Origin of the sequence: Sphingopyxis sp. HIX (genome assembly GCF_001468285.1) — a bacterium.
In the GTDB taxonomy this organism is placed as follows: Bacteria; Pseudomonadota; Alphaproteobacteria; order Sphingomonadales; family Sphingomonadaceae; genus Sphingopyxis.
In genome coordinates this window covers 12,501-30,705 of the sequence record NZ_LNSB01000054.1, presented here as the reverse complement: position 1 = coordinate 30,705, position 18,205 = coordinate 12,501, and the positions used below count along the sequence as shown (strand labels likewise).

The following is an 18,205-nucleotide window of genomic DNA, read 5'->3' as shown; positions in this document are numbered from 1 at the left end:
AGCCCCTCCCTTCCAGGGAGGGGAGAGCAACGGCAGTTCCCGCCCGATACCGGCCAGCCGCCCCTACCCGCCCTTCAGCGTGTCGCTTGCCACCTTCTGCAGCGCCTCGGCCTGCGCGTCGGAGAGGCCGAGTTCGTCGGCGCCCTTTTCCTTCGGGCCGAGCATAGTCGGGTCGACCCCGGTGATCGCGCCGAAGGTCACCAGCGCCGAGAGATAATAGCCCGCGACGCTGGCGTGATAATGGTCGTAGGCCCACAGATCGAGCTGGCCATAGGCGATGCCGTCATAGGGGTTGGCGTCGGCGACCCCCGTCGCCATCGCGCGGTTCCACGCCTGCCCCACGGGAATGATGCCCTTGATCGTGGGATTGGCGGCGCGCGCGCGGTCGGCGGCGGCGCGCAAATCTTCGGCCATCGTGCCCACCGGCTTGCCGTACCACGGGCCCTTGGGCTGATAGGCCTGGTCGGCGCGGCTCCACGTCGCGGCGAGGCGGATGTCGACCGCGGGGTTTTGCGCGGTGAAGAGCTTGGTCAGCCGCGCGACATTGATGAAATAATCCGCGGGATCGCCGGGCTTTTCGCGGCTCAGCGTGCTGAACTCCTGCAGCACGACGATGTCCCAAGGCCGGTCGAACAGCTGGCGCCGCTCGTCATAATGGAAACCCAGCGACTTGCCGCCCTGCGTCTCGAGGCTGACGTCGTAGTCGAGCCCGGCCTGTTCGGCGAAGAGCTTGAACAGCGCCGGCACGCCGCCATAGCCCGCCTTGTTGAGGTCGGTGACGCTGCCCGCGCGCCAGTTGCGCGCCGCCGAATGCGCGCCCTGGGTGAAGCTGTTGCCGATGAACAGGATCCGCGGCGCCGCGGCCTTCTGCTCCGCGGCGGGGGTCGCCGCGCCGGCGGCGGTCGGCGCGGGCGCGCTCTCCTTTGCCGCTGCCGCCGGCGCGACGACGAGCGCGGCGGAGCCGATGATCGACCAGATGCCGTGCCCGTATTTCATGCGTCAGAACTCCGTGGTGACCGAGGTGTACCAGTAACGCCCATAGGGGCTGTAGAGCGATCCCAGATAGCCCTCGGACGTCAGCGGCGGTTTCTTGTCGGCGATGTTGCGCACCCCGACGCGCCAGCGCATGCTGCCGCCGAGCCCCGCCGCGTCGCGGATGCGGACCTGCGCATAGAGGTTCGCGGTGAACTGCGACTTCACGCGCCAAGGATTACCGTTCAAATCGACGAAGGCGGTTTCGTCGACCGCGCCGGTGTAGCGGCCGAAGGCGCCGATCTGGAACTGGCCGAGCGACCAGGTCAGCGACGCGGTGCCGCGCCATTTGGGCCGGCCGTTCGCCTCGATCAGATTCTGCGTCTCAGGGAGCGGGGTCGCGGGATTGATGTCGCCCGCCTCGCGCGCCGCGACCAGCGCATCGACCGCCGGCCCCGGATCGCGCGAGAATTTGAGCAGGCGCGAGGCGTTGATCGCGAGGTCGAACTTGCCGATCCCGGTCTTGGGCGACTGCCAGTAGAGCCCGAAATCGAGCCCACGCACCGTCTGCGGCTGCAGGTTGATGAACTGGTCGCGCACCGTGACGATGCGGCCGACCGGCGCGATGCCGGTACCGGCGAAGGCCGCGATATCGTCGGCATTGGCCGCGTCGCGGACGACATTGGGGTTCGACGAGCCGTTCAGCCGCGCCAGATAGTCGAGCGCGATCGCGGTGTCGTTGCCGAGGATGCCGACGATGCCCTTTTGCCGGATCGACCAATAGTCGACGGTGAAGGTCACCCGCCCGACGCTGTCCGCCAGGAAGCTCGGCTCGAACACCGCGCCGAGGTTGTAGTTGGTCGACTTCTCGGGCTTCAAATCGGGGTTGCCCGACACGCGGCGCGAATAGCCGACATTGTTGCCGCAGGCGTTGAAATTGGCGATGCGCCCGGCGCGCAGATCGACCTCGCAGCGCAGGAAATCCTGGCTGGTCGCGAGGCGGGCATATTCGACCGCATTGACCTGCTCGAGGTTCGGCGCGCGGAAGCCCTGCGAGAAGGACCCGCGCAGGCGCAGCCCGTCGAAGACGTCCCACGCCGCGGCGACCTTGGGCCGCGCGACGCTGCCGAAATCGCTATAATGTTCGTAGCGCCCCGCGAGCTGGACGTCGAAGCGGCGCATCAAGGGCACGCCCATCTCCTCCGACACGATCGGCACCGCGAGCTCGGCATAGGCCGCGGCGACGGTGCGCTTGCCATAGGTGTCGGGGTTGTCGCTGACCGCCGCGGCGTCGCTGATCGTTACCGCGCCGGTGACCGCATCGACGAAGGGGCTCGACCCGTCGACCGCGGCATCGCGGTCGTCGCGCTGCGTCTCGCGCCGCACCTCGACGCCGAAGGCCATGCCGACCTCGCCGCCGGGCAGCTTGAACAGGTCGGGGCGCGAAGCGCGGAAGTCGCCCATCGTCAGCGTCGTCTTCGAGCGGCGCTTGAGGTCGAAGGTGATCGCGTCGATCGCCACCTGCGAACTCGGCGTGCAGTCGCCGAAGCTCAAAGTATCGATGCAGCCGCCGTTGAAGGGGTTGTACGCATCGGGAGTGCCGAGCGCGAGGCTCTGCTGCAGCGCCGAGCTGCGCACCGCGACGCTCGAGTCGACCGCCGAGGCCTCGGAATAGACGAAGGCGCTGTCCCATTTGAACCCCGCCGCCTCGCCGCGCACGCCCAGAAGTCCGCGGATCTGCTCGCCGCTGACCTTGACCGTCTGCGGCCCGGTATCGACGAAGCGATAGGTGGTAAGCAGCACCGGCAGGCCTTCGTTCGGCACGTTGGTCAGGTTCGGCAGGCGGTTCGGGCTGCCGACCGGGCCGAAGGGGTTGTAATAGTTGGTCGCGGGAATCCATATCTGGTTGAGGTTGATCACCGGCGGCTGGATGCGCACCGTGTCCGAGCGATAATGGCCGAACTCGCCGAACAAAGTGAGGTTGTCGGTCAGGTCGTAATGACCGTTGGCGAAGGCGTTGTAGCGTTTGACGCTGGGCATCACCGTCGTGCCGACCGCGGTGTCGTAACGCAGGTCGCGGAAGGCATTGTTCGTCGCGAGCGCGGTGTTGACGAGGCAGAGGTCGGTGGTGAGCGCGAGCGTGCAGCCGCCGAGCTGCGTCGGGCGCACGGTGAAGGCGCCGGCCGCGGTGGTGAGGTTGGTGGTGCCGCGGCGCGGACGGCCGCCGGTCACCGGCACCTGCAGCGCGGGCCAGGCGCCGCGCGTCGCGCGCGCGTCGGGGACCTGCGAACCCGCGAAATCGGGGAAGTCGGCGAAGAGCGGCCGCAGATTCGCCGAGGCGGTGAAATCCTGGTCCTCGGCGCGCAGCGCGCTGCGGTCGGTATATTCGAACGACACGGTGATATTGCCGCGCTCGAAGCTCTTGCCGGCGAGGATATTGCCTTGGAATTCGGTAAGGTGCGTGCCCTCGGCACCGCCATATTGCGCCTGGAGGCGGAGGCCGTCGTAATCGTCCTTGAGCACCGTGTTCACGACGCCCGCGACCGCGTCGGAGCCGTAGAGCGCCGCGGCGCCGTCGAGCAGTACCTCGAGCCGCTCGAGCCCGGTGGTCGGGATCGCGTTCGAGTTGTAGCTCAGCACGGGGACGGTGCCGGTGTCCGACAGTCCCTGGCTCGCGGGGTGGGTGACGACACGGCGGCCGTTGAGGAGCACCAGCGTGTTGCCGACGCCCAATGAGCGGAGGTTCACCGAGCCGACGTCGCCGCGCGCGGCGTTGCTGGTCTGCGCATTGTTGCCGGGGTTGAAGCTGACGTCGCCCATCTGCGGGATGTTGCGGATGAGCTCATCGCCGCTGACCGCGCCGATCGCGTCGATCCGGTCCTGGCCGACGACGACGACGGGCAGCGCCTCGGTGACGCGCGCACCCTCGATGCGCGTGCCGACGACGACGATCTCGGGCTGGGCGGCGGCGTCTTCGGCCTGGCCCTCTTCGGCCGCAGCCGCATCGGTGGCGGTCTCGCCATCCTGCGCCAGCGCCGGTGCCGAAACGAACAGGCTGATCGCCGTGCCCGCCAGCAGCATGGCCGAATGTGAACCCCTCATTGTCCTTCTCCCTTGTCGTGGGCCTTTGGGCCCTTAGTCCATGTCCTGTTCGACCGGCGGCGCGGCGATCTTGGCCGGCGGTTCGCCGTCGAGCGCGGCGCGCAGCCGCTCGCGGTCGAGCGCATTGTCCCAGCGTGCGACGACCACCGTCGCGACCGCGTTGCCGATGAAATTGGTGAGGCTGCGGCATTCGCTCATGAAGCGGTCGATGCCGAGGATCAGCGCCATGCCCGCGACCGGCACCGACGGCACGATCGACAGCGTCGCGGCGAGCGTGATGAAGCCCGCGCCGGTCACTCCGGCCGCGCCCTTCGAGCTGATCATCGCGACGAGCAGCAGCGCGATCTGGTCGCCGAGCGACAGGTCGACGTTGCACGCCTGCGCGATGAACAGCGCGGCGAGCGTCATATAGATGTTGGTACCGTCGAGGTTGAAGCTGTAGCCCGTCGGCACGACGAGCCCGACGACCGACTTCTCGCAGCCCGCGCGCTCCATCTTCTCCATCAGGCTGGGCAGCGCGCTTTCGGACGACGAAGTGCCGAGCACGAGCAGCAGCTCGGCCTTCAAATAACGGATCAGCTTGAAGATCGAGAAACCCGCGAGCCGCGCCGCGATACCCAGCACGACGACGACGAAGATCAGCGAGGTGAGGTAGAAGGTCGCGACCAGCCCCGCGAGATTGGCGAGCGATTCGATGCCATATTTGCCGATGGTGAAGGCCATCGCGCCGAACGCCCCGACCGGCGCGGCGCGCATCAATATGCCGACCAGCTTGAACACGACCAGCCCGACCTTTTCGAGCAGGTCGCGCACCGGCGCGGCGGGCTCGCCGACCATCGACAGCGCGATGCCGAAGAGGATCGAGACGAAGAGCACCTGCAGCAGCGAGTCGCCCGCGAGCGCCGAGACCATCGTCGTCGGGATGATCGCCATCAGGAATTCGACGATGCTGCTGTGCTGCGCCTTCTCGACATAGCCGGTGACCCCCGACGTATCGAGCGTCGCGGGGTCGACGTTCATCCCCGCGCCCGGCTGCACCGTGTTGGCGACGATCAGCCCGACGATCAGCGCCAGCGTCGAGAAGAAGAGGAAATAGGCGAAGGCCTTGCCCGCGACGCGGCCGACCGATTTGAGTTCGGTCATCCCGGCGATGCCGGTGACGAGGGTCAGGAAGATCACCGGGGCGATGATCATCTTGACCAGCTTGATGAAGGCGTCGCCGAGCGGCTTCAGTGCCTCGCCGGTCTCGGGCCAGACATGGCCGATGATCACCCCGAGCAGGATCGCGGCGAGCACCTGGACATAGAGCTGCGCATAGAGGGGCTTCGGCCCCGCCGGCGCCTGTCCGGTTCCCTCGAGTGCAATGGCGGCCACTTAGACTTCCTCCCGAGCACGGCCTTTCGCCGTTGCTTCCCCAAGTTTAGGTCCGGCACCATTGCCGGGCCAAGCGTCGATAGAAACGGATTTAAATATCTGTTTTTGAACAATAGTTCGAAAAACACGCGACACTCCTAGCAGATTTTGTGCGATTTTCCGCATGCAATCTCAAAAACTTGTGCGATAATCCGCACATGATCGAGGAAGGTGATTCGCGTCCCATGGGGCACCGGCTGGACCGGCGGCGGCTGATCCTCGCGTGCGTCGTCGGCGCGCTGATCCTGCTCGCCGCCGCGCTCGGCCTGTCGGGCTGGGCGGCGCAGAGCGCCGACGCGCAGGCCGAAGGCGACGCGCGGCAGAACGCGCGCGCGCACGCCAGCCTGCTCGAAAGCGAGCTCCAGAAATTCCGCCTGCTGCCGCGCGTGCTGACCGAATTTCCCGACGTGCGCGCGGGACTCGCCGACAAGAGCGACGCCGCGTCGCGGCGGCTCGACCGCGAGCTCGAACAGCTCGCGGCGCGCACCGACGCGGCGGTGATCTATGTCATCGACGCCGACGGCAAGACGATCGCCGCGAGCAACTGGCGTGCGGCGACCAGTTTCGTCGGGCAGGATTACCGCTTCCGCCCCTATTTCCGCGGCGCGATGGCCAAGGGCGAGGCCGAGCTGTTCGCGCTCGGCACGGTGAGCGGGCGCCCCGGCCTCTTCCTCGCGCGGCGCGTCGATGCGGGCGGACGCGCGCTCGGGGTGATCGTGGTCAAGGTCGAGTTCGACAAGCTCGAGGCCAAATGGGCCGACTCGCCCGCGACCACGCTCGTCACCGACGGTGCGGGGATCGTCGTGATGACCAGCCGCCCCGGTTGGCGCTTTCGCTCCTTCGGGCCGATTTCGCCCACGACGCAGAAACAGCTGCAGGCGACGCGCAGCTATGGCGACGCCGCGCTGGCGCCGCTGACTATGGGCGATGGCTACGCCCGCGCGAGCGAGGCGGTGTCGCTGCCCGGCAGCCGGCTGCGCGTCCTCCAGCCGACCGCGCCCGCGCGCAGCAGCGCCAATGCGACCGCGCGCGTGATCTTTCTGATCCTGCTCATCCTCGTCGGCGCGGCGATCGTCATGCTGCTGCGCATCGTCGAGCGGCAGGCGCTGCGCCAGGCGGCGCATGAGGCGCTCGAGCGCGAGGTCGCGGCGCGCACGCAGCAATTGCGCGAAGCCAATGCGGAGCTGCAGCAGGCGTCCGAGCGCCAGGCCGAGGCCGACCGGCGCTACCGCGCCGCGCGCGAGGAGCTGGCACAGGCGAGCCGCCTCGGCTCGATCGGCCAGATCACCGCGGGGGTCGCGCACGAGATCAACCAGCCCGTCGCCGCGATCCGCAGCTTCGCCGAAAACGCCCTCGCCTATCTGGATCGCCAGCAGGGCGACAAGGCGCGCGGCAACCTGGACCATATCGTCGAGCTCACCGCGCGCGTCGGCGCGATCACCGGCGAGCTCAGGAATTTCGCGCGGCGTGCCCCCGCGCCGCTCGGCCCGGTGCCGCTGCAATCGGCGATCGACGGCACCCTGCTGCTGATCGGCGACCGGTTGCGCGCCGCGGGCATCGCGCTCGACGTCACCGTCGAAAACCCCGCGGCCCGCGTCCACGCCGACCGCGTCCGGCTCGAACAGGTGCTGGTCAACCTGTTGCAAAATGCCGCCGACGCCGTGCAGGGCACGGCCGAACCTCGCGTCGAATTGCGCGCGCATGGCGACGGCCCGATCCTGATCGACGTCGCCGACAACGGCCCCGGCGTCCCCGCCGAGCTGGTGCCACAACTCTTCACCCCCTTCGTCACCGGCCGCCCCGACGGGCTCGGGCTCGGCCTCGCGATCGCGAGCGACATCATGGCCGAGTTCGGCGGATCGCTGACGCTCGTCGCCTCGCCGCTCGGCGGCGCGGGTTTCCGGTTGAGCCTGCGGCCGGCATGAGCTTCTTCACCGACAGCCAGACGATCTTCTTCGTCGACGACGATGCGAGCCTGCGCGCCGCCAACGTCCAGACGCTCGACCTCGCGGGGCTCGGCGTCGAGGCCTTTGCCGACGCCGCGAGCGTGCTGCCGCATATCGCGCGCGATTTCCCCGGGATCGTCGTCACCGACATCCGCATGCCGGGCATGGACGGGCTCGAGCTGCGCGCCGCGATCCACGCCATCGACCCCGACATCCCCGTGGTGCTGATCACCGGCCACGCCGATGTGACGATGGCGGTGCGCGCGCTGCACGACGGCGCGTTCGATTTCCTCGCCAAGCCCTTCGCCGCCGACCATCTCGTCGGCGTCGTCCGCCGCGCGCTCGCGCACCGCGCACTGATCCTCGACAACCGCCGGCTGACCGCCGCCGCAGCGGCGATCGACAGCCCGCTGATCGGCGAGAGTCCGGCGATGGAGCGGCTGCGCGAAACGATCGCGCAATTGGCGCAGGCCGATATCGACGTGCTGGTCGAGGGCGAGACGGGGACGGGCAAGGAGCTGGTCGCGCATATGCTCCACCGCCAGAGCCGGCGCAGCGCCGCCTCGCTCGTCGCGGTCAATTGCGCCGCGCTGCCGCACGAACTCGCCGAGGCCGAGCTGTTCGGCAGCGACCTGATCGACCGCGCCAGCGGCAAGCTCGGCCAGGCGGGGCGCATCCGCAGCGCGCATCGCGGCACTTTGTTCCTCGACGAGATCGACACGATGCACCCCGCCGTGCAGGCGAAATTGCTCCGCGTCATCGAGGAGCGCGAGGTCCAGCCGGTCGGCGCCTCGGCGCCCGAGCCCGTCGACCTCCGCGTCGTCGCCGCGACCAAGACCGACCTGATGGACGCGGTGCGCGCGGGCGATTTCCGCGAGGACCTCTATTACCGCCTCCACGTCGTGAAGCTGCGCATCCCGCCCTTGCGCGAGCGCCGTTCGGACATTCCGCAGACCTTTGCCTATTTCCTCGACGAGGCGGCGGCGAAGATGGGCGCCGAGGGCTTCCGCATCGACGATGCGGTGCGCCGCCACCTCGTCGAGCACGACTGGCCGGGCAATGTCCGCGAGCTCAAGAATTTCGCCTACAGCGTCGTGCTCGACCTGCCCTCCGATCCCGGGCGCAGCGCGCTCGCCCCCGACATGAGCCTCGCCGAGCGCATGGCGCGCTTCGAGGCGACGATCCTGCGCGATACGCTCGCCGCGGCGAAGGGCGATATCGCGGCGGCGATGGCGATGCTGGGCGTGCCGCGCAAGACGCTCTACGACAAGCTCGCGCGCCACGCGATCAACCCGAAAGATTTCCGCTGATCCCATAACCACGGCCTATGGGCCGGCCAAGGATTGGTGGCTTTGCCTCGGGGTCCGGTGCGATATTCTCCCCTGCAAAGAGGCGGATACCGACAGCATAGCCCGGATCCGACCTTGAAGGGGATCGGGTCGACACATGCGGGCAACAGAGCGCCCTGGCGGCGTCGCGCAAGGGGCACGGCCGCAATCGACATCGAAGGCCGGCGCGCGGCATCGGCGCGCTGCTGCCGATCCGGCCAGTGAAGGGCCGTTCGATCACCCACATCGCCGGGGGAGAGCGCCGAACGGGCTCGCCGCGTTTCGATTCAGCCCAGGGAAGGGGTCAGACACATGAACAGGGGTTTTCGTTTCACCAGCCTGATGGGCGGCATTTCGCTCATCGCCAGCGCCGGCGCCGCGATGGCGCAGGAAGCGCCGCCGCCGCAGGACGAGACGCAGGGCGGCGAGGACATCGTCGTCATCGGGTCGCAGATCAAGGGCGCCGACGTCGCGGGCTCGCTGCCCGTCACCGTGCTCGGCGAGCAGGATATCGACGCGATCGCCGCAACCAGCGGCGACGAATTGTTCCGCGCGATCCCGCAGGCGGGCGACGTCGCGTTCAACGAAAGCCGCGACGCGGGCGGGATCAACGACGCGCGCGGCGACGTCGCGTCGATCAACCTGCGCGCGCTCGGCACCGGCAACACGCTGGTGCTGCTCAACGGCCGCCGCATGGTGCTCCATCCCGGCACGCAGGCCGAGAATCTGGTGCCGGTGCAGAGCGTCAACACCAACGCCATCCCCGTGCTCGGAGTGCGCCGCGTCGAGGTGCTGCTCGATGGCGCCGCCGCCATCTATGGCTCGGACGCGGTCGCGGGCGTGATCAACACCGTGCTCAAGGACAATTTCAAGGGCCTGCGCGTCAGCGGCGAATACAGCATGACCGACGACAGCGACCAGCAGGAATATGAGCTGTCGTTCGAGGCCGGGCACAGCTTCAACGACGGCAAGACCAACATCTCGCTGTTCGGATCGTTCAACCACCGCGACCCGCTCTATGCGCGCGAGCGCAAGAATTCGCGCTCGGCGGACCTCCGCCCGCTCGTCGCCGGCACGCCGTTCGAGGGCGACACCGATTTCGACAACACCTCGGTCGACAGCATCTGGGGCGAGTTCCAGCGGCTGACCAACAGCTTCGCGCGCTCGACCACCGCGGCGCAGATCAACGGCGTGACGCTGACCACCAGCGGCATCTTCCACATCCAGCCCGACACCAACGAGGGCTGTATCGCACCGACCCAATATGCCGGCACCTGCTGGGACAACAGCTCGCTGTCGACCGCGTCGACCGACAATAATCTGAAATACGACATCAACGACCCGCGCACCGTGCTCGGGCGCAACAACCGCCTGAACCTGTTCACTTTCCTCAACCACGAGTTCGATTCGGGGCTCGAATTCTATGCCGAGGCGGGCTGGTATCACGCCAAGTTCCGTTCGATCCGCGAGCAGGAAACCAACCTCGCCAGCCAGCGGCTGATCATTCCCGCCAACGGTTACTGGAACCCCTTCGGCCCCGTCGGCAGCCCCAACCGCATCCCCGGGCTGACCGGCGTCGCGGCGAGCGGCGTGCCGATCGAGCTGATCGACTATCGCCCGGTCGATGCGGGGCCGCTCGTGGTCGACGTCAAGAACGACACGACGCGCTTCCTCGCGGGTTTCCGCGGCGAATTGCTGGGCTTCGACTTCGACACCGCCGCGCTCTATTCGAAGGCGAAGACCACCGACAGCATGCGCACCGTGTCGCTGAGCCTGTTCCAGGAGGCGCTGTCGCGCACCGACTCAAGCGCGTATAACCCGTTCAACGGCGGCGATCCGGCCAATCCGGGGACGCGCGATTCGACCCCCAATCCGCAGAGCGTGATCGACAGCTTCATGGTCGATATCGGCCGCACCAGTTCGACCGAGCTCTATCTCGCCGATTTCAAGATCAGCAAGAACGACCTCTTCACCCTGCCCGGCGGCCGCGTCGGGCTCGCCGCGGGGGTCGAGTTCCGCCACGAGACCTTCAGGGACGACCGCGACGACCGGCTCGACGGGACGGTCTTCTTCACCGCGCTCGACGGCTCGTCGAACGGCAGCGACACGCTCGGCGCCAGCCCGACCCCCGACAGCCAGGGCTCGCGCGACGTCTTTTCGGGCTATCTCGAGTTTGCGGTGCCGCTCGTGTCGCCCGAGATGAATGTGCCGCTGATCCACTCGCTCGACCTGCAGCTCGCGGGGCGCGCCGAATCCTATCAGGGCTTCGGTTCGGTCGCGAAGCCCAAGGTCGCGCTCAGCTGGTATCCGGTGCCGAACCTGCAGCTGCGCGGCAGCTGGTCGCAGAGCTTCCGCGCGCCGAACCTGCCGCAACTGTTCGAAAACGGCATCCAGCGCTCGAACACGCGCACCGACTGGATCCGCTGCGAGGCCGACGCGCGCGCCGGGCGCATCGCCAATTTCGACGCCTGCACGCGCAGCCAGGGCATCGTCAGCAATCGTTCGGGCAGCCGCGACCTCGAGCCCGAGACCGCCGAGAATCTCTCGCTCGGCGCGACCTTCCAGCTCAATCTCGGCGCGGCGGGGCGGCTGACCTTCACCACCGACTATTGGGAAATCCGCCAGAAGAACGTCATCGGCCTGTTCGGCGATTCGAACGCGCTGATCCTCGACTATCTGCTCCGGCTGCAGGGTTCGTCGAACCCGCTCGTCGAGCGCGCCGACCCGACCCCTGAGCAGATCACGCTGTTCGACGGCACCGGGCTGACCCCGGTCGGCGACGTGATCCAGGTGATCGACAATTATACCAACCTCAGCCCGCGCAACGTCCGCGGCATCGATTTCGGCCTCTATTACAATGTCCGCGACACCGGGCTCGGCGATTTCAGCCTGCGCCTCAACGCCGCGCGCCTGCTCGAATTCTTCCAGGTGCCGGGCGCGCTGCAGCAGAGCCTGCTCGACGCGCAGGCCTCGGGCGAGATCGATCCGACGATCAACGTCACCGGCGCCGCCGACCTGATCGAGGAGAATGGCCGGCCGAAATGGCGCGGCTCGGCGAGCCTCAGCTGGCGCTACAAGGGCTGGGGCGCGGGCTGGTTCGCGTCGTACGTGGGCCCGGTCAGCGACACCTCGGCCTCGCTCGCCGACGGCACGCGCTTCCGCGTCGACGACTTCCTGTCGCACAGCGTCTATGTGCAATATGAAGCCGAGGAAGGGGCGCTGAAGGACACGCGTTTCCGTATCGGGGTTCGCAATCTTTTCAACGAACTGGCGCCGCTCGCCGATCAGACCTATGGGTATATCGGGGATCTGTACAGCAACCGCGGCCGTCAGTTCTACGCCTCGATCAGCAAGCGTTTCTGACGTCCGACGGCACGAGAGGACAGCATGACCGACGCCGCGCCGACGCCCGCCAACCCCGAACCCGCCGCCAAAGAGGCCGGGCCGCCGCCGCAGCGCGGGCCCGTCGGGCGCGCCTTCGCGGCCTGGTTCGGCATCGCGCTGTGGAAGCGCATCCTCGCGGCGCTCGTGGTCGGTGCGGCCGTCGGCCTCGCCTGGGGCGAAGGCGCGACCGCGATCGGCTGGATCGGCGAGATCTTCGTGCGGCTGATCCGCATGCTCGTCGTCCCGCTCGTCTTCCTGACCATCGCGTCGGGGGTCGCGGCGCTCGCCGATCCGAAACGGCTCGGCAGCATCGGGGTGAAGACGCTCGCCATGTATGTCTTCACCACCGCACTCGCGGTGACGACCGGGCTGATCGCCGCGACGCTGATCGGCCCCGGCGAGGGCGCGACTTTCGCCGACGCGGTGCCACGCGCGGTCGCCGAGCCCAAGGATCCGGCGCGGATGTTCATCGAGATCATCCCCGACAACCCGATCGGCGCGATGGCGAGCGGCGCGACGCTGTCGGTGATCTTCTTCGCCATATTGGTCGGCGCCGGCGTCATCGCCGCGGGCAAGGAGGGCGAGCCGGTGCGCCGCCTGCTCGCGAGCGGGTCCGAAATCATGCTGCGCATCGTCGGTTTCGTGATGGAAACCGCGCCCTTCGGGGTCTTCGCGCTGATCGCGGTCGTGATGGGGACGAGCGGTCCGGCGAGCTTCCTCGCGGTGCTGAAGCTCGCGCTCTGCGTGCTCGCGGGGGCGACCTTCGTCACGCTCGTCATCCACGGGCTGATCGTCGTGCGGCTGCTCGCCTGGCTGCCGCCCTTGCCCTTCTTTCGCGGTATCGCCGATGCGATCATGGTCGGCTTCTCGACCTCCTCGTCGAGCGCCACGCTGCCGGTGGCGATCCGCGTCGCCGAGCGCAACCTCGGCGTTTCGTCGCCCGTCGCCTCGACCGTGCTGCCGCTGGGCGCAACGATCGGCATGGACGGCGCGGCGATGTATGTCGCGATGCTCACCCTCTTCGCGGCGCAGGCGTTCGGGGTCGAGCTCAGCTTCGCCGACTATCTGGTGATCGCGGGAACGACGACGATCGTCGCCATGGGAGTTGCGCCGGTGCCATCGGGCTCGCTCTTCGTGCTCGCCGCGGTGCTGCATGCGATCGGCATCACGCCGGCGCAGACCGCGATCATCGTCGGCTTCATCCTGCCGTTCGACCGCATCCTCGACATGATCCGCACCGTTCCCAACGTCACCTGCGACCTCGCCATCGCGACCGCGGTCGCGCGCTGGGAGGGCGAGATGAACGTCGAAATCTACAAGTCCGCCAAGGATATATGAGGCCTTCCCCGATGATTTTCCGCCGTGCCGTCGCCGCGACGCTGTCGCTCGCGCTGCTGCTGCCTGCGCCGCTCATGGCGCAGAGCCGCAACCTGCTCGAATATCCGTCGATCCATTCGCCGACGGTCGGCACGCGCGGCATGGTGGTCAGCCAGAATGCCATCGCGAGCGAAGTCGGCGCGCAGGTTTTGCGCGACGGCGGCAATGCGGTCGACGCGGCGATCGCGATCGGCTTCGCGCTCGCGGTGACGCTGCCGCGTGCGGGCAATCTCGGCGGCGACGGCTTCATGACGGTGTACGACGCGAAATCGGGGCAGGTGCACACGCTCGACTTCCGCGGCGTCGCCCCCGCCGCGGCGACCCCGGCGATGTTCGTCGACACCAAGGGCAAGGAACGGCGCGAGGCGAGCTATGGCTATCTCGCTCCCTCGGTCCCCGGCACCGTCGCGGGGCTCGACATGGCGCATCGGAAATGGGGCAAGCTGCCGTGGGAGCGGCTCGTCGCGCCCGCGATCAAGCTCGCGGGCGAAGGCGTGAAGCTCAGCGCCGACGAGGCCTTCGTCTTCAGCTGGGGCAAGGAGCGGCTGTCGAAGAGCAGGAGCGGGCAGGCGGTCTTCTACAAGGCGGACGGTACGCTCTACGCCAAGGACGAACTGCTCAAACAGCCCGACCTCGCCTGGACGCTCGGCGAGATTGCCAAGCACCGCGCCGACGGCTTCTACAAGGGCCCAGTCGCGAAGCGCATCGCCGCCGACATGAAGGCGCATGGCGGGCTGATTACCGAGGCCGATCTCGCGGCGTACAAGGCGATCGAGCGCGCACCGCTCGTCGGCAGCTACCGCGGTCACACCATCTACACCATGCCCCCGGCGAGCGCAGGCGGCGCGACTTTGCTCAACATATTGAACCAGCTCGAACATTTCGACCTGAAGGCGATGGGGCCGAACAGCGCCGCCTCGCTGCACATCATGGCCGAGGCGATGAAGCTCGGTTATGCCGACCGCTACCGCGCGCTCGGCGACCCCGGCTTCGTTACCGCGCCGGTCAAGGGTTTCACCTCGAAGGCCTATGCCGCCGAGCGCGCGAAGCTGATCGACCCGAAAAAGGCCAAGCCGATGCGCGAGATGCCCGTCGGCGACCCGCTCGCGTTCGAAAGCCCCTCGACGACGCATTTCTCGGTCGCCGACAAGGACGGCAATGTCGTCTCGACCACCTATACGCTCGGCTCGGACTTCGGCTCGGGGGTGATGGCCGCGGGCACCGGGGTGCTGCTCAACAACCAGATGAACAATTACAGCCACGAACAGGCGTGGGAGGCGCAGCGCGACGGCACGCCGCCACCGCTCAACGCCCTCGCGCCGGGCAAACGCATGCTCTCGACGATGATGCCGACGATCGTGATGAAGGAGGGCAAGCCCTGGCTGGTCACCGGCACCCCGGGCGGCAGCACGATCATCACCTCGGTCGTGCAGGTCATCGTCAACACCGTCGACCACGGCCTGAACGTCGCCGAAGCGACGCACCAGCCGCGCATCTACCAGGGCAATGTCGACACGCTGCGCGTCGAGCCCAATTTCAGCCCCGACACCGTCGCCGCGCTGAAAGCCATGGGCCATCCGGTGACCAGCGACGAGACGATGGGCAGCGCGCAGTCGATCATGATCGAGAATGGGCTGTTCCTCGGCGCCGCCGACCCGCGCCGCCCCGGTGCGCTGGCGGTCGAGCCATGAGGCGGCGGCCCGTCCCCACCGCGGCGATCATGCCTCCCCTCGCCTTTCGCGCCGATATCCTGCAGGAGCGCTGACATGTCCGACCTCGCCCCCTTCCACTTCGCCTTTCCCGTCGACGATCTGGCCGCGGCGCGCCATTTCTACGGCACCGTGCTCGGTTGTCCCGAAGGCCGCAGCGACAGCGACTGGATAGACTTCAACCTCTATGGCCACCAGATCGTCGCGCACTGCGTCGGCGACAGGCGCGGCGCGGTCGCGGAGCATAATCCGGTCGACGGCCATGCGGTGCCGGTGCCGCATTTCGGCGTCGTGCTGCCCCCCGCCGAATGGCGCGCGCTCGCCGAGCGGTTGCAGTCGCACGGCGTGACCTTCGTGATCGAACCGCACACGCGCTTCCCCGGCCAGCCCGGCGAACAGTCGACGATGTTCTTCCACGACCCGTCGGGCAATGCGCTGGAATTCAAGGCCTTTGCGGATCTCGGCCAGCTGTTCGCGAAATAGCGGCGCTCAGCGATAGGGCGGGCGGTGGAGCCCCTTGGGGCTTTGCGTGAAGATTTCGGCGCCGCTTTCGGTGATGCCGATGCTGTGCTCGAACTGCGCCGACAGCGAGCGATCGCGCGTCACCGCGGTCCAGTCGTCGTCGAGGATCTTCACCCCGGGCTTGCCGATGTTGATCATCGGCTCGATGGTGAAGATCATGCCGGGGCGGAGCTCGGGCCCGGTGCCGGGGCGGCCGTAATGATGGACGTCGGGCTCGTCGTGATAGACGAGGCCGACGCCGTGGCCGACGAAATCGCGGACCACCGAATAGCGATGCTTTTCGGCGTGGCGCTGGATCGCATGGCCGATGTCGCCGAGCCGATTGCCAGGAACAGCGGCCTCGATGCCGAGCATCAGGCACTCATAGGTGACGTCGACCAGCCGCCTGGCCTTGATCGGCACGTCGCCGACGAGGAACATCCGGCTCGTGTCGCCGTGCCAGCCGTCGACCACCGCGGTCAGGTCGATGTTGAGAATATCGCCTTCGCTCAAGAGCTTGGTGCCGGGGATGCCGTGGCACACGACATGGTTGACCGAGATGCAGCTCGCGTGGCGATAGCCGTTGTAGCCGATGTTGATCGGCACCGCGCCCGCGGCGACGATCGCGTCGCGGGCAAAATCGTCGAGCTCGCCGGTGCTGACCCCCGCCTTGACCAGCGGCACGAGCGCGTCGAGCGCCTCGGCCGCGACGCGTCCCGCGCGGCGCATGCCGGCAAAGGCCTCGGGCCCGTGCAGCTTGATCGCGCCGGTGCGCGTGCGCGGCGTGGCGGGGGTGACGTCGACATAGAGGTTCATGGGCGGAAGATAGGTCCTTCGAGCGGGCTTTTCCAGCGATGCGGGCCGGGTACGATCGCCTTACCTGCGCTGGACACAAAAAAGCCCGCCAAAGGCGGGCTTCTGTTGGTTGCGGGAGTAGGATTTGAACCTACGACCTTCAGGTTATGAGCCTGACGAGCTACCGGGCTGCTCCATCCCGCGCCACCAATTTTGACGAACTTCGCGCATTACCGCGATTTCGCCAGAAACAGCAAAAGGCCGGCATCGCTGCCGGCCTCTAACTTTGTGAATGGGTTTCCGTTTCGACCTTACGCCGGCTGCAATGCCTGGCGACGTCCTACTCTTCCAACGCTTAAGCGGTAGTACCATCGGCGCTGTCAGGTTTCACGGCCGAGTTCGAGATGGGATCGGGTGGGTCACTGACGCCATGGTCACCAAGCAATGAAGCCGGCGTAGGGTCAAAAGGGTTTCAATCGATGTCCGTGCAATACTGTCTGATCATCATCCGCATCGCGGACAATCCCTCAGGACTGTCGTTGATGGCGGGACTCTTAAGTGCGAATAGAGCAATTAGTATCGGTTAGCTCCACGCGTTACCGCGCTTCTACATCCGATCTATCAACGTGGTGGTCTTCCACGGCTCTGTGAAATCTTATCTTGAGGGAGGCTTCCCGCTTAGATGCTTTCAGCGGTTATCCCGTCCATACATAGCTACCCTGCTGCGCGGCTGGCGCCACGACAGGTACACCAGAGGTATGTTCAACCCGGTCCTCTCGTACTAGGGTCAACTCCTCTCAAATTTCGACGCCCACGGCAGATAGGGACCAAACTGTCTCACGACGTTCTGAACCCAGCTCACGTACCACTTTAATTGGCGAACAGCCAAACCCTTGGGACCTGCTCCAGCCCCAGGATGTGATGAGCCGACATCGAGGTGCCAAACGATTCCGTCGATATGAGCTCTTGGGAATCATCAGCCTGTTATCCCCGGCGTACCTTTTATCCGTTGAGCGATGGCCCTTCCACTCGGGACCACCGGATCACTATGACCGACTTTCGTCTCTGCTCGACTCGTCAGTCTCGCAGTCAGGCAGGCTTATGCCATTGCACTCTAACAGACGGTTTCCAACCGTCCTGAGCCTACCATCGCGCGCCTCCGTTACTCTTTAGGAGGCGACCGCCCCAGTCAAACTACCCGCCACAGAGGGTCCCTGATCCAGTTTCATGGATCGAGGTTAGACATCAGAAAACAACAGGGTGGTATTTCACCTATGGCTCCACACCGGCTGGCGCCAGTGCTTCAAAGCCTCCCACCTATGCTACACAGTTCTTTCCTAATGCCACTCTGAAGCTGCAGTAAAGGTGCACGGGGTCTTTCCGTCTAACCGCGGGTACTCCGCATCTTCACGGAGAATTCAATTTCGCTGAGCATCTCCTGGAGACAGTGGGGAAGTCGTTACGCCATTCGTGCAGGTCGGAACTTACCCGACAAGGAATTTCGCTACCTTAGGACCGTTATAGTTACGGCCGCCGTTTACCTGGGCTTCATTTCGGAGCTTGCACCCCTCCACTTAACCTTCAGGCACCGGGCAGGCGTCAGGCCCTATACGTCGTCTTGAAGCCGACTTAGCAGAGCCCTGTGTTTTTGCTAAACAGTCGCTACCCCCTGGCCTGT

Annotated in this window: 10 protein-coding genes, 1 tRNA gene and 2 rRNA genes (1 of these 13 running past the window's edge); 6 read left to right on the top strand and 7 right to left on the bottom strand. The window is 66.9% G+C overall.

The features are described 5' to 3' along the window. Positions 1-63: 63 nt before the first annotated feature. From ATE62_RS20220 to ATE62_RS20210, 3 genes are read right to left on the bottom strand one after another with little or no spacing between them, the layout of a single operon-like run. Positions 64-996: a DUF4886 domain-containing protein gene (locus ATE62_RS20220; RefSeq protein WP_058809638.1), complete on the bottom strand. Its 933-nt coding sequence runs from the start codon at positions 994-996 to the stop codon at positions 64-66. Between the two features lie 3 nt (positions 997-999). Further along, complete coding sequence (locus tag ATE62_RS20215) at positions 1,000-4,074, bottom strand: TonB-dependent receptor plug domain-containing protein (RefSeq protein WP_058809637.1); 3,075 nt, start codon at positions 4,072-4,074, stop codon at positions 1,000-1,002. 33 nt (positions 4,075-4,107) lie between these two features. After that, positions 4,108-5,439: a dicarboxylate/amino acid:cation symporter gene (locus ATE62_RS20210; RefSeq protein WP_058809641.1), complete on the bottom strand. Its 1,332-nt coding sequence runs from the start codon at positions 5,437-5,439 to the stop codon at positions 4,108-4,110. 233 nt (positions 5,440-5,672) lie between these two features. Between ATE62_RS20210 and ATE62_RS20205 the strand changes: the two genes are divergently transcribed. The 6 genes from ATE62_RS20205 (at position 5,673) to ATE62_RS20180 (ending at position 15,714) form a co-directional block, all read left to right on the top strand. After that, positions 5,673-7,412, top strand: coding sequence for a sensor histidine kinase (locus ATE62_RS20205; RefSeq protein WP_197412025.1), 1,740 nt, complete (start codon positions 5,673-5,675; stop codon positions 7,410-7,412). Beyond that, the gene (locus ATE62_RS20200; RefSeq protein WP_058809635.1) at positions 7,409-8,743 is read left to right on the top strand and encodes a sigma-54-dependent transcriptional regulator; all 1,335 of its coding nucleotides are present in this window, start codon (positions 7,409-7,411) and stop codon (positions 8,741-8,743) included. Before ATE62_RS20205 ends, ATE62_RS20200 begins: the two co-directional genes overlap by 4 nt. A gap of 330 nt (positions 8,744-9,073) precedes the next feature. Then, complete coding sequence (locus ATE62_RS20195) at positions 9,074-12,124, top strand: TonB-dependent receptor domain-containing protein (RefSeq protein ID WP_058818593.1); 3,051 nt, start codon at positions 9,074-9,076, stop codon at positions 12,122-12,124. A 24-nt stretch (positions 12,125-12,148) separates the two neighbouring features. Further along, the gene (locus tag ATE62_RS20190; protein ID WP_058809633.1) at positions 12,149-13,483 is read left to right on the top strand and encodes a dicarboxylate/amino acid:cation symporter; all 1,335 of its coding nucleotides are present in this window, start codon (positions 12,149-12,151) and stop codon (positions 13,481-13,483) included. A gap of 11 nt (positions 13,484-13,494) precedes the next feature. Then, positions 13,495-15,213 carry a gamma-glutamyltransferase gene (gene ggt, locus ATE62_RS20185; RefSeq protein ID WP_058809632.1) on the top strand — a complete coding sequence of 573 codons (1,719 nt, stop codon included), beginning with the start codon at positions 13,495-13,497 and terminating at the stop codon, positions 15,211-15,213. A gap of 75 nt (positions 15,214-15,288) precedes the next feature. After that, positions 15,289-15,714, top strand: coding sequence for a VOC family protein (locus ATE62_RS20180; protein WP_058809631.1), 426 nt, complete (start codon positions 15,289-15,291; stop codon positions 15,712-15,714). A 6-nt stretch (positions 15,715-15,720) separates the two neighbouring features. Here ATE62_RS20180 and map read toward each other — a convergent pair whose 3' ends face one another. From map to ATE62_RS20160, 4 genes are all read right to left on the bottom strand, one after another. Next, complete coding sequence (gene map / locus ATE62_RS20175) at positions 15,721-16,548, bottom strand: type I methionyl aminopeptidase (protein WP_058809630.1); 828 nt, start codon at positions 16,546-16,548, stop codon at positions 15,721-15,723. Positions 16,549-16,654: 106 nt separating this feature from the next. Next, a tRNA-Met gene (locus tag ATE62_RS20170) sits at positions 16,655-16,731 on the bottom strand. A gap of 123 nt (positions 16,732-16,854) precedes the next feature. Next, positions 16,855-16,969, bottom strand: a 5S ribosomal RNA gene (gene rrf, locus ATE62_RS20165). A 112-nt stretch (positions 16,970-17,081) separates the two neighbouring features. Continuing rightward, positions 17,082-18,205: ribosomal RNA gene (locus tag ATE62_RS20160) — 23S ribosomal RNA — on the bottom strand; it runs 1,667 nt beyond the window's last position.

Bases quoted from the DNA above. Each gene is read 5' to 3' on its own strand.
- ATE62_RS20220 (WP_058809638.1), bottom strand. From the start codon at position 996: ATGAAATACGGGCACGGCATCTGGTCGATCATCGGCTCCGCCGCGCTC.
- ATE62_RS20215 (WP_058809637.1), bottom strand. From the start codon at position 4,074: ATGAGGGGTTCACATTCGGCCATGCTGCTGGCGGGCACGGCGATCAGC.
- ATE62_RS20205 (WP_197412025.1), top strand. From the start codon at position 5,673: ATGGGGCACCGGCTGGACCGGCGGCGGCTGATCCTCGCGTGCGTCGTC.
- ATE62_RS20200 (WP_058809635.1), top strand. From the start codon at position 7,409: ATGAGCTTCTTCACCGACAGCCAGACGATCTTCTTCGTCGACGACGAT.
- ATE62_RS20195 (WP_058818593.1), top strand. From the start codon at position 9,074: ATGAACAGGGGTTTTCGTTTCACCAGCCTGATGGGCGGCATTTCGCTC.
- ATE62_RS20190 (WP_058809633.1), top strand. From the start codon at position 12,149: ATGACCGACGCCGCGCCGACGCCCGCCAACCCCGAACCCGCCGCCAAA.
- ggt (WP_058809632.1), top strand. From the start codon at position 13,495: ATGATTTTCCGCCGTGCCGTCGCCGCGACGCTGTCGCTCGCGCTGCTG.
- ATE62_RS20180 (WP_058809631.1), top strand. From the start codon at position 15,289: ATGTCCGACCTCGCCCCCTTCCACTTCGCCTTTCCCGTCGACGATCTG.
- map (WP_058809630.1), bottom strand. From the start codon at position 16,548: ATGAACCTCTATGTCGACGTCACCCCCGCCACGCCGCGCACGCGCACC.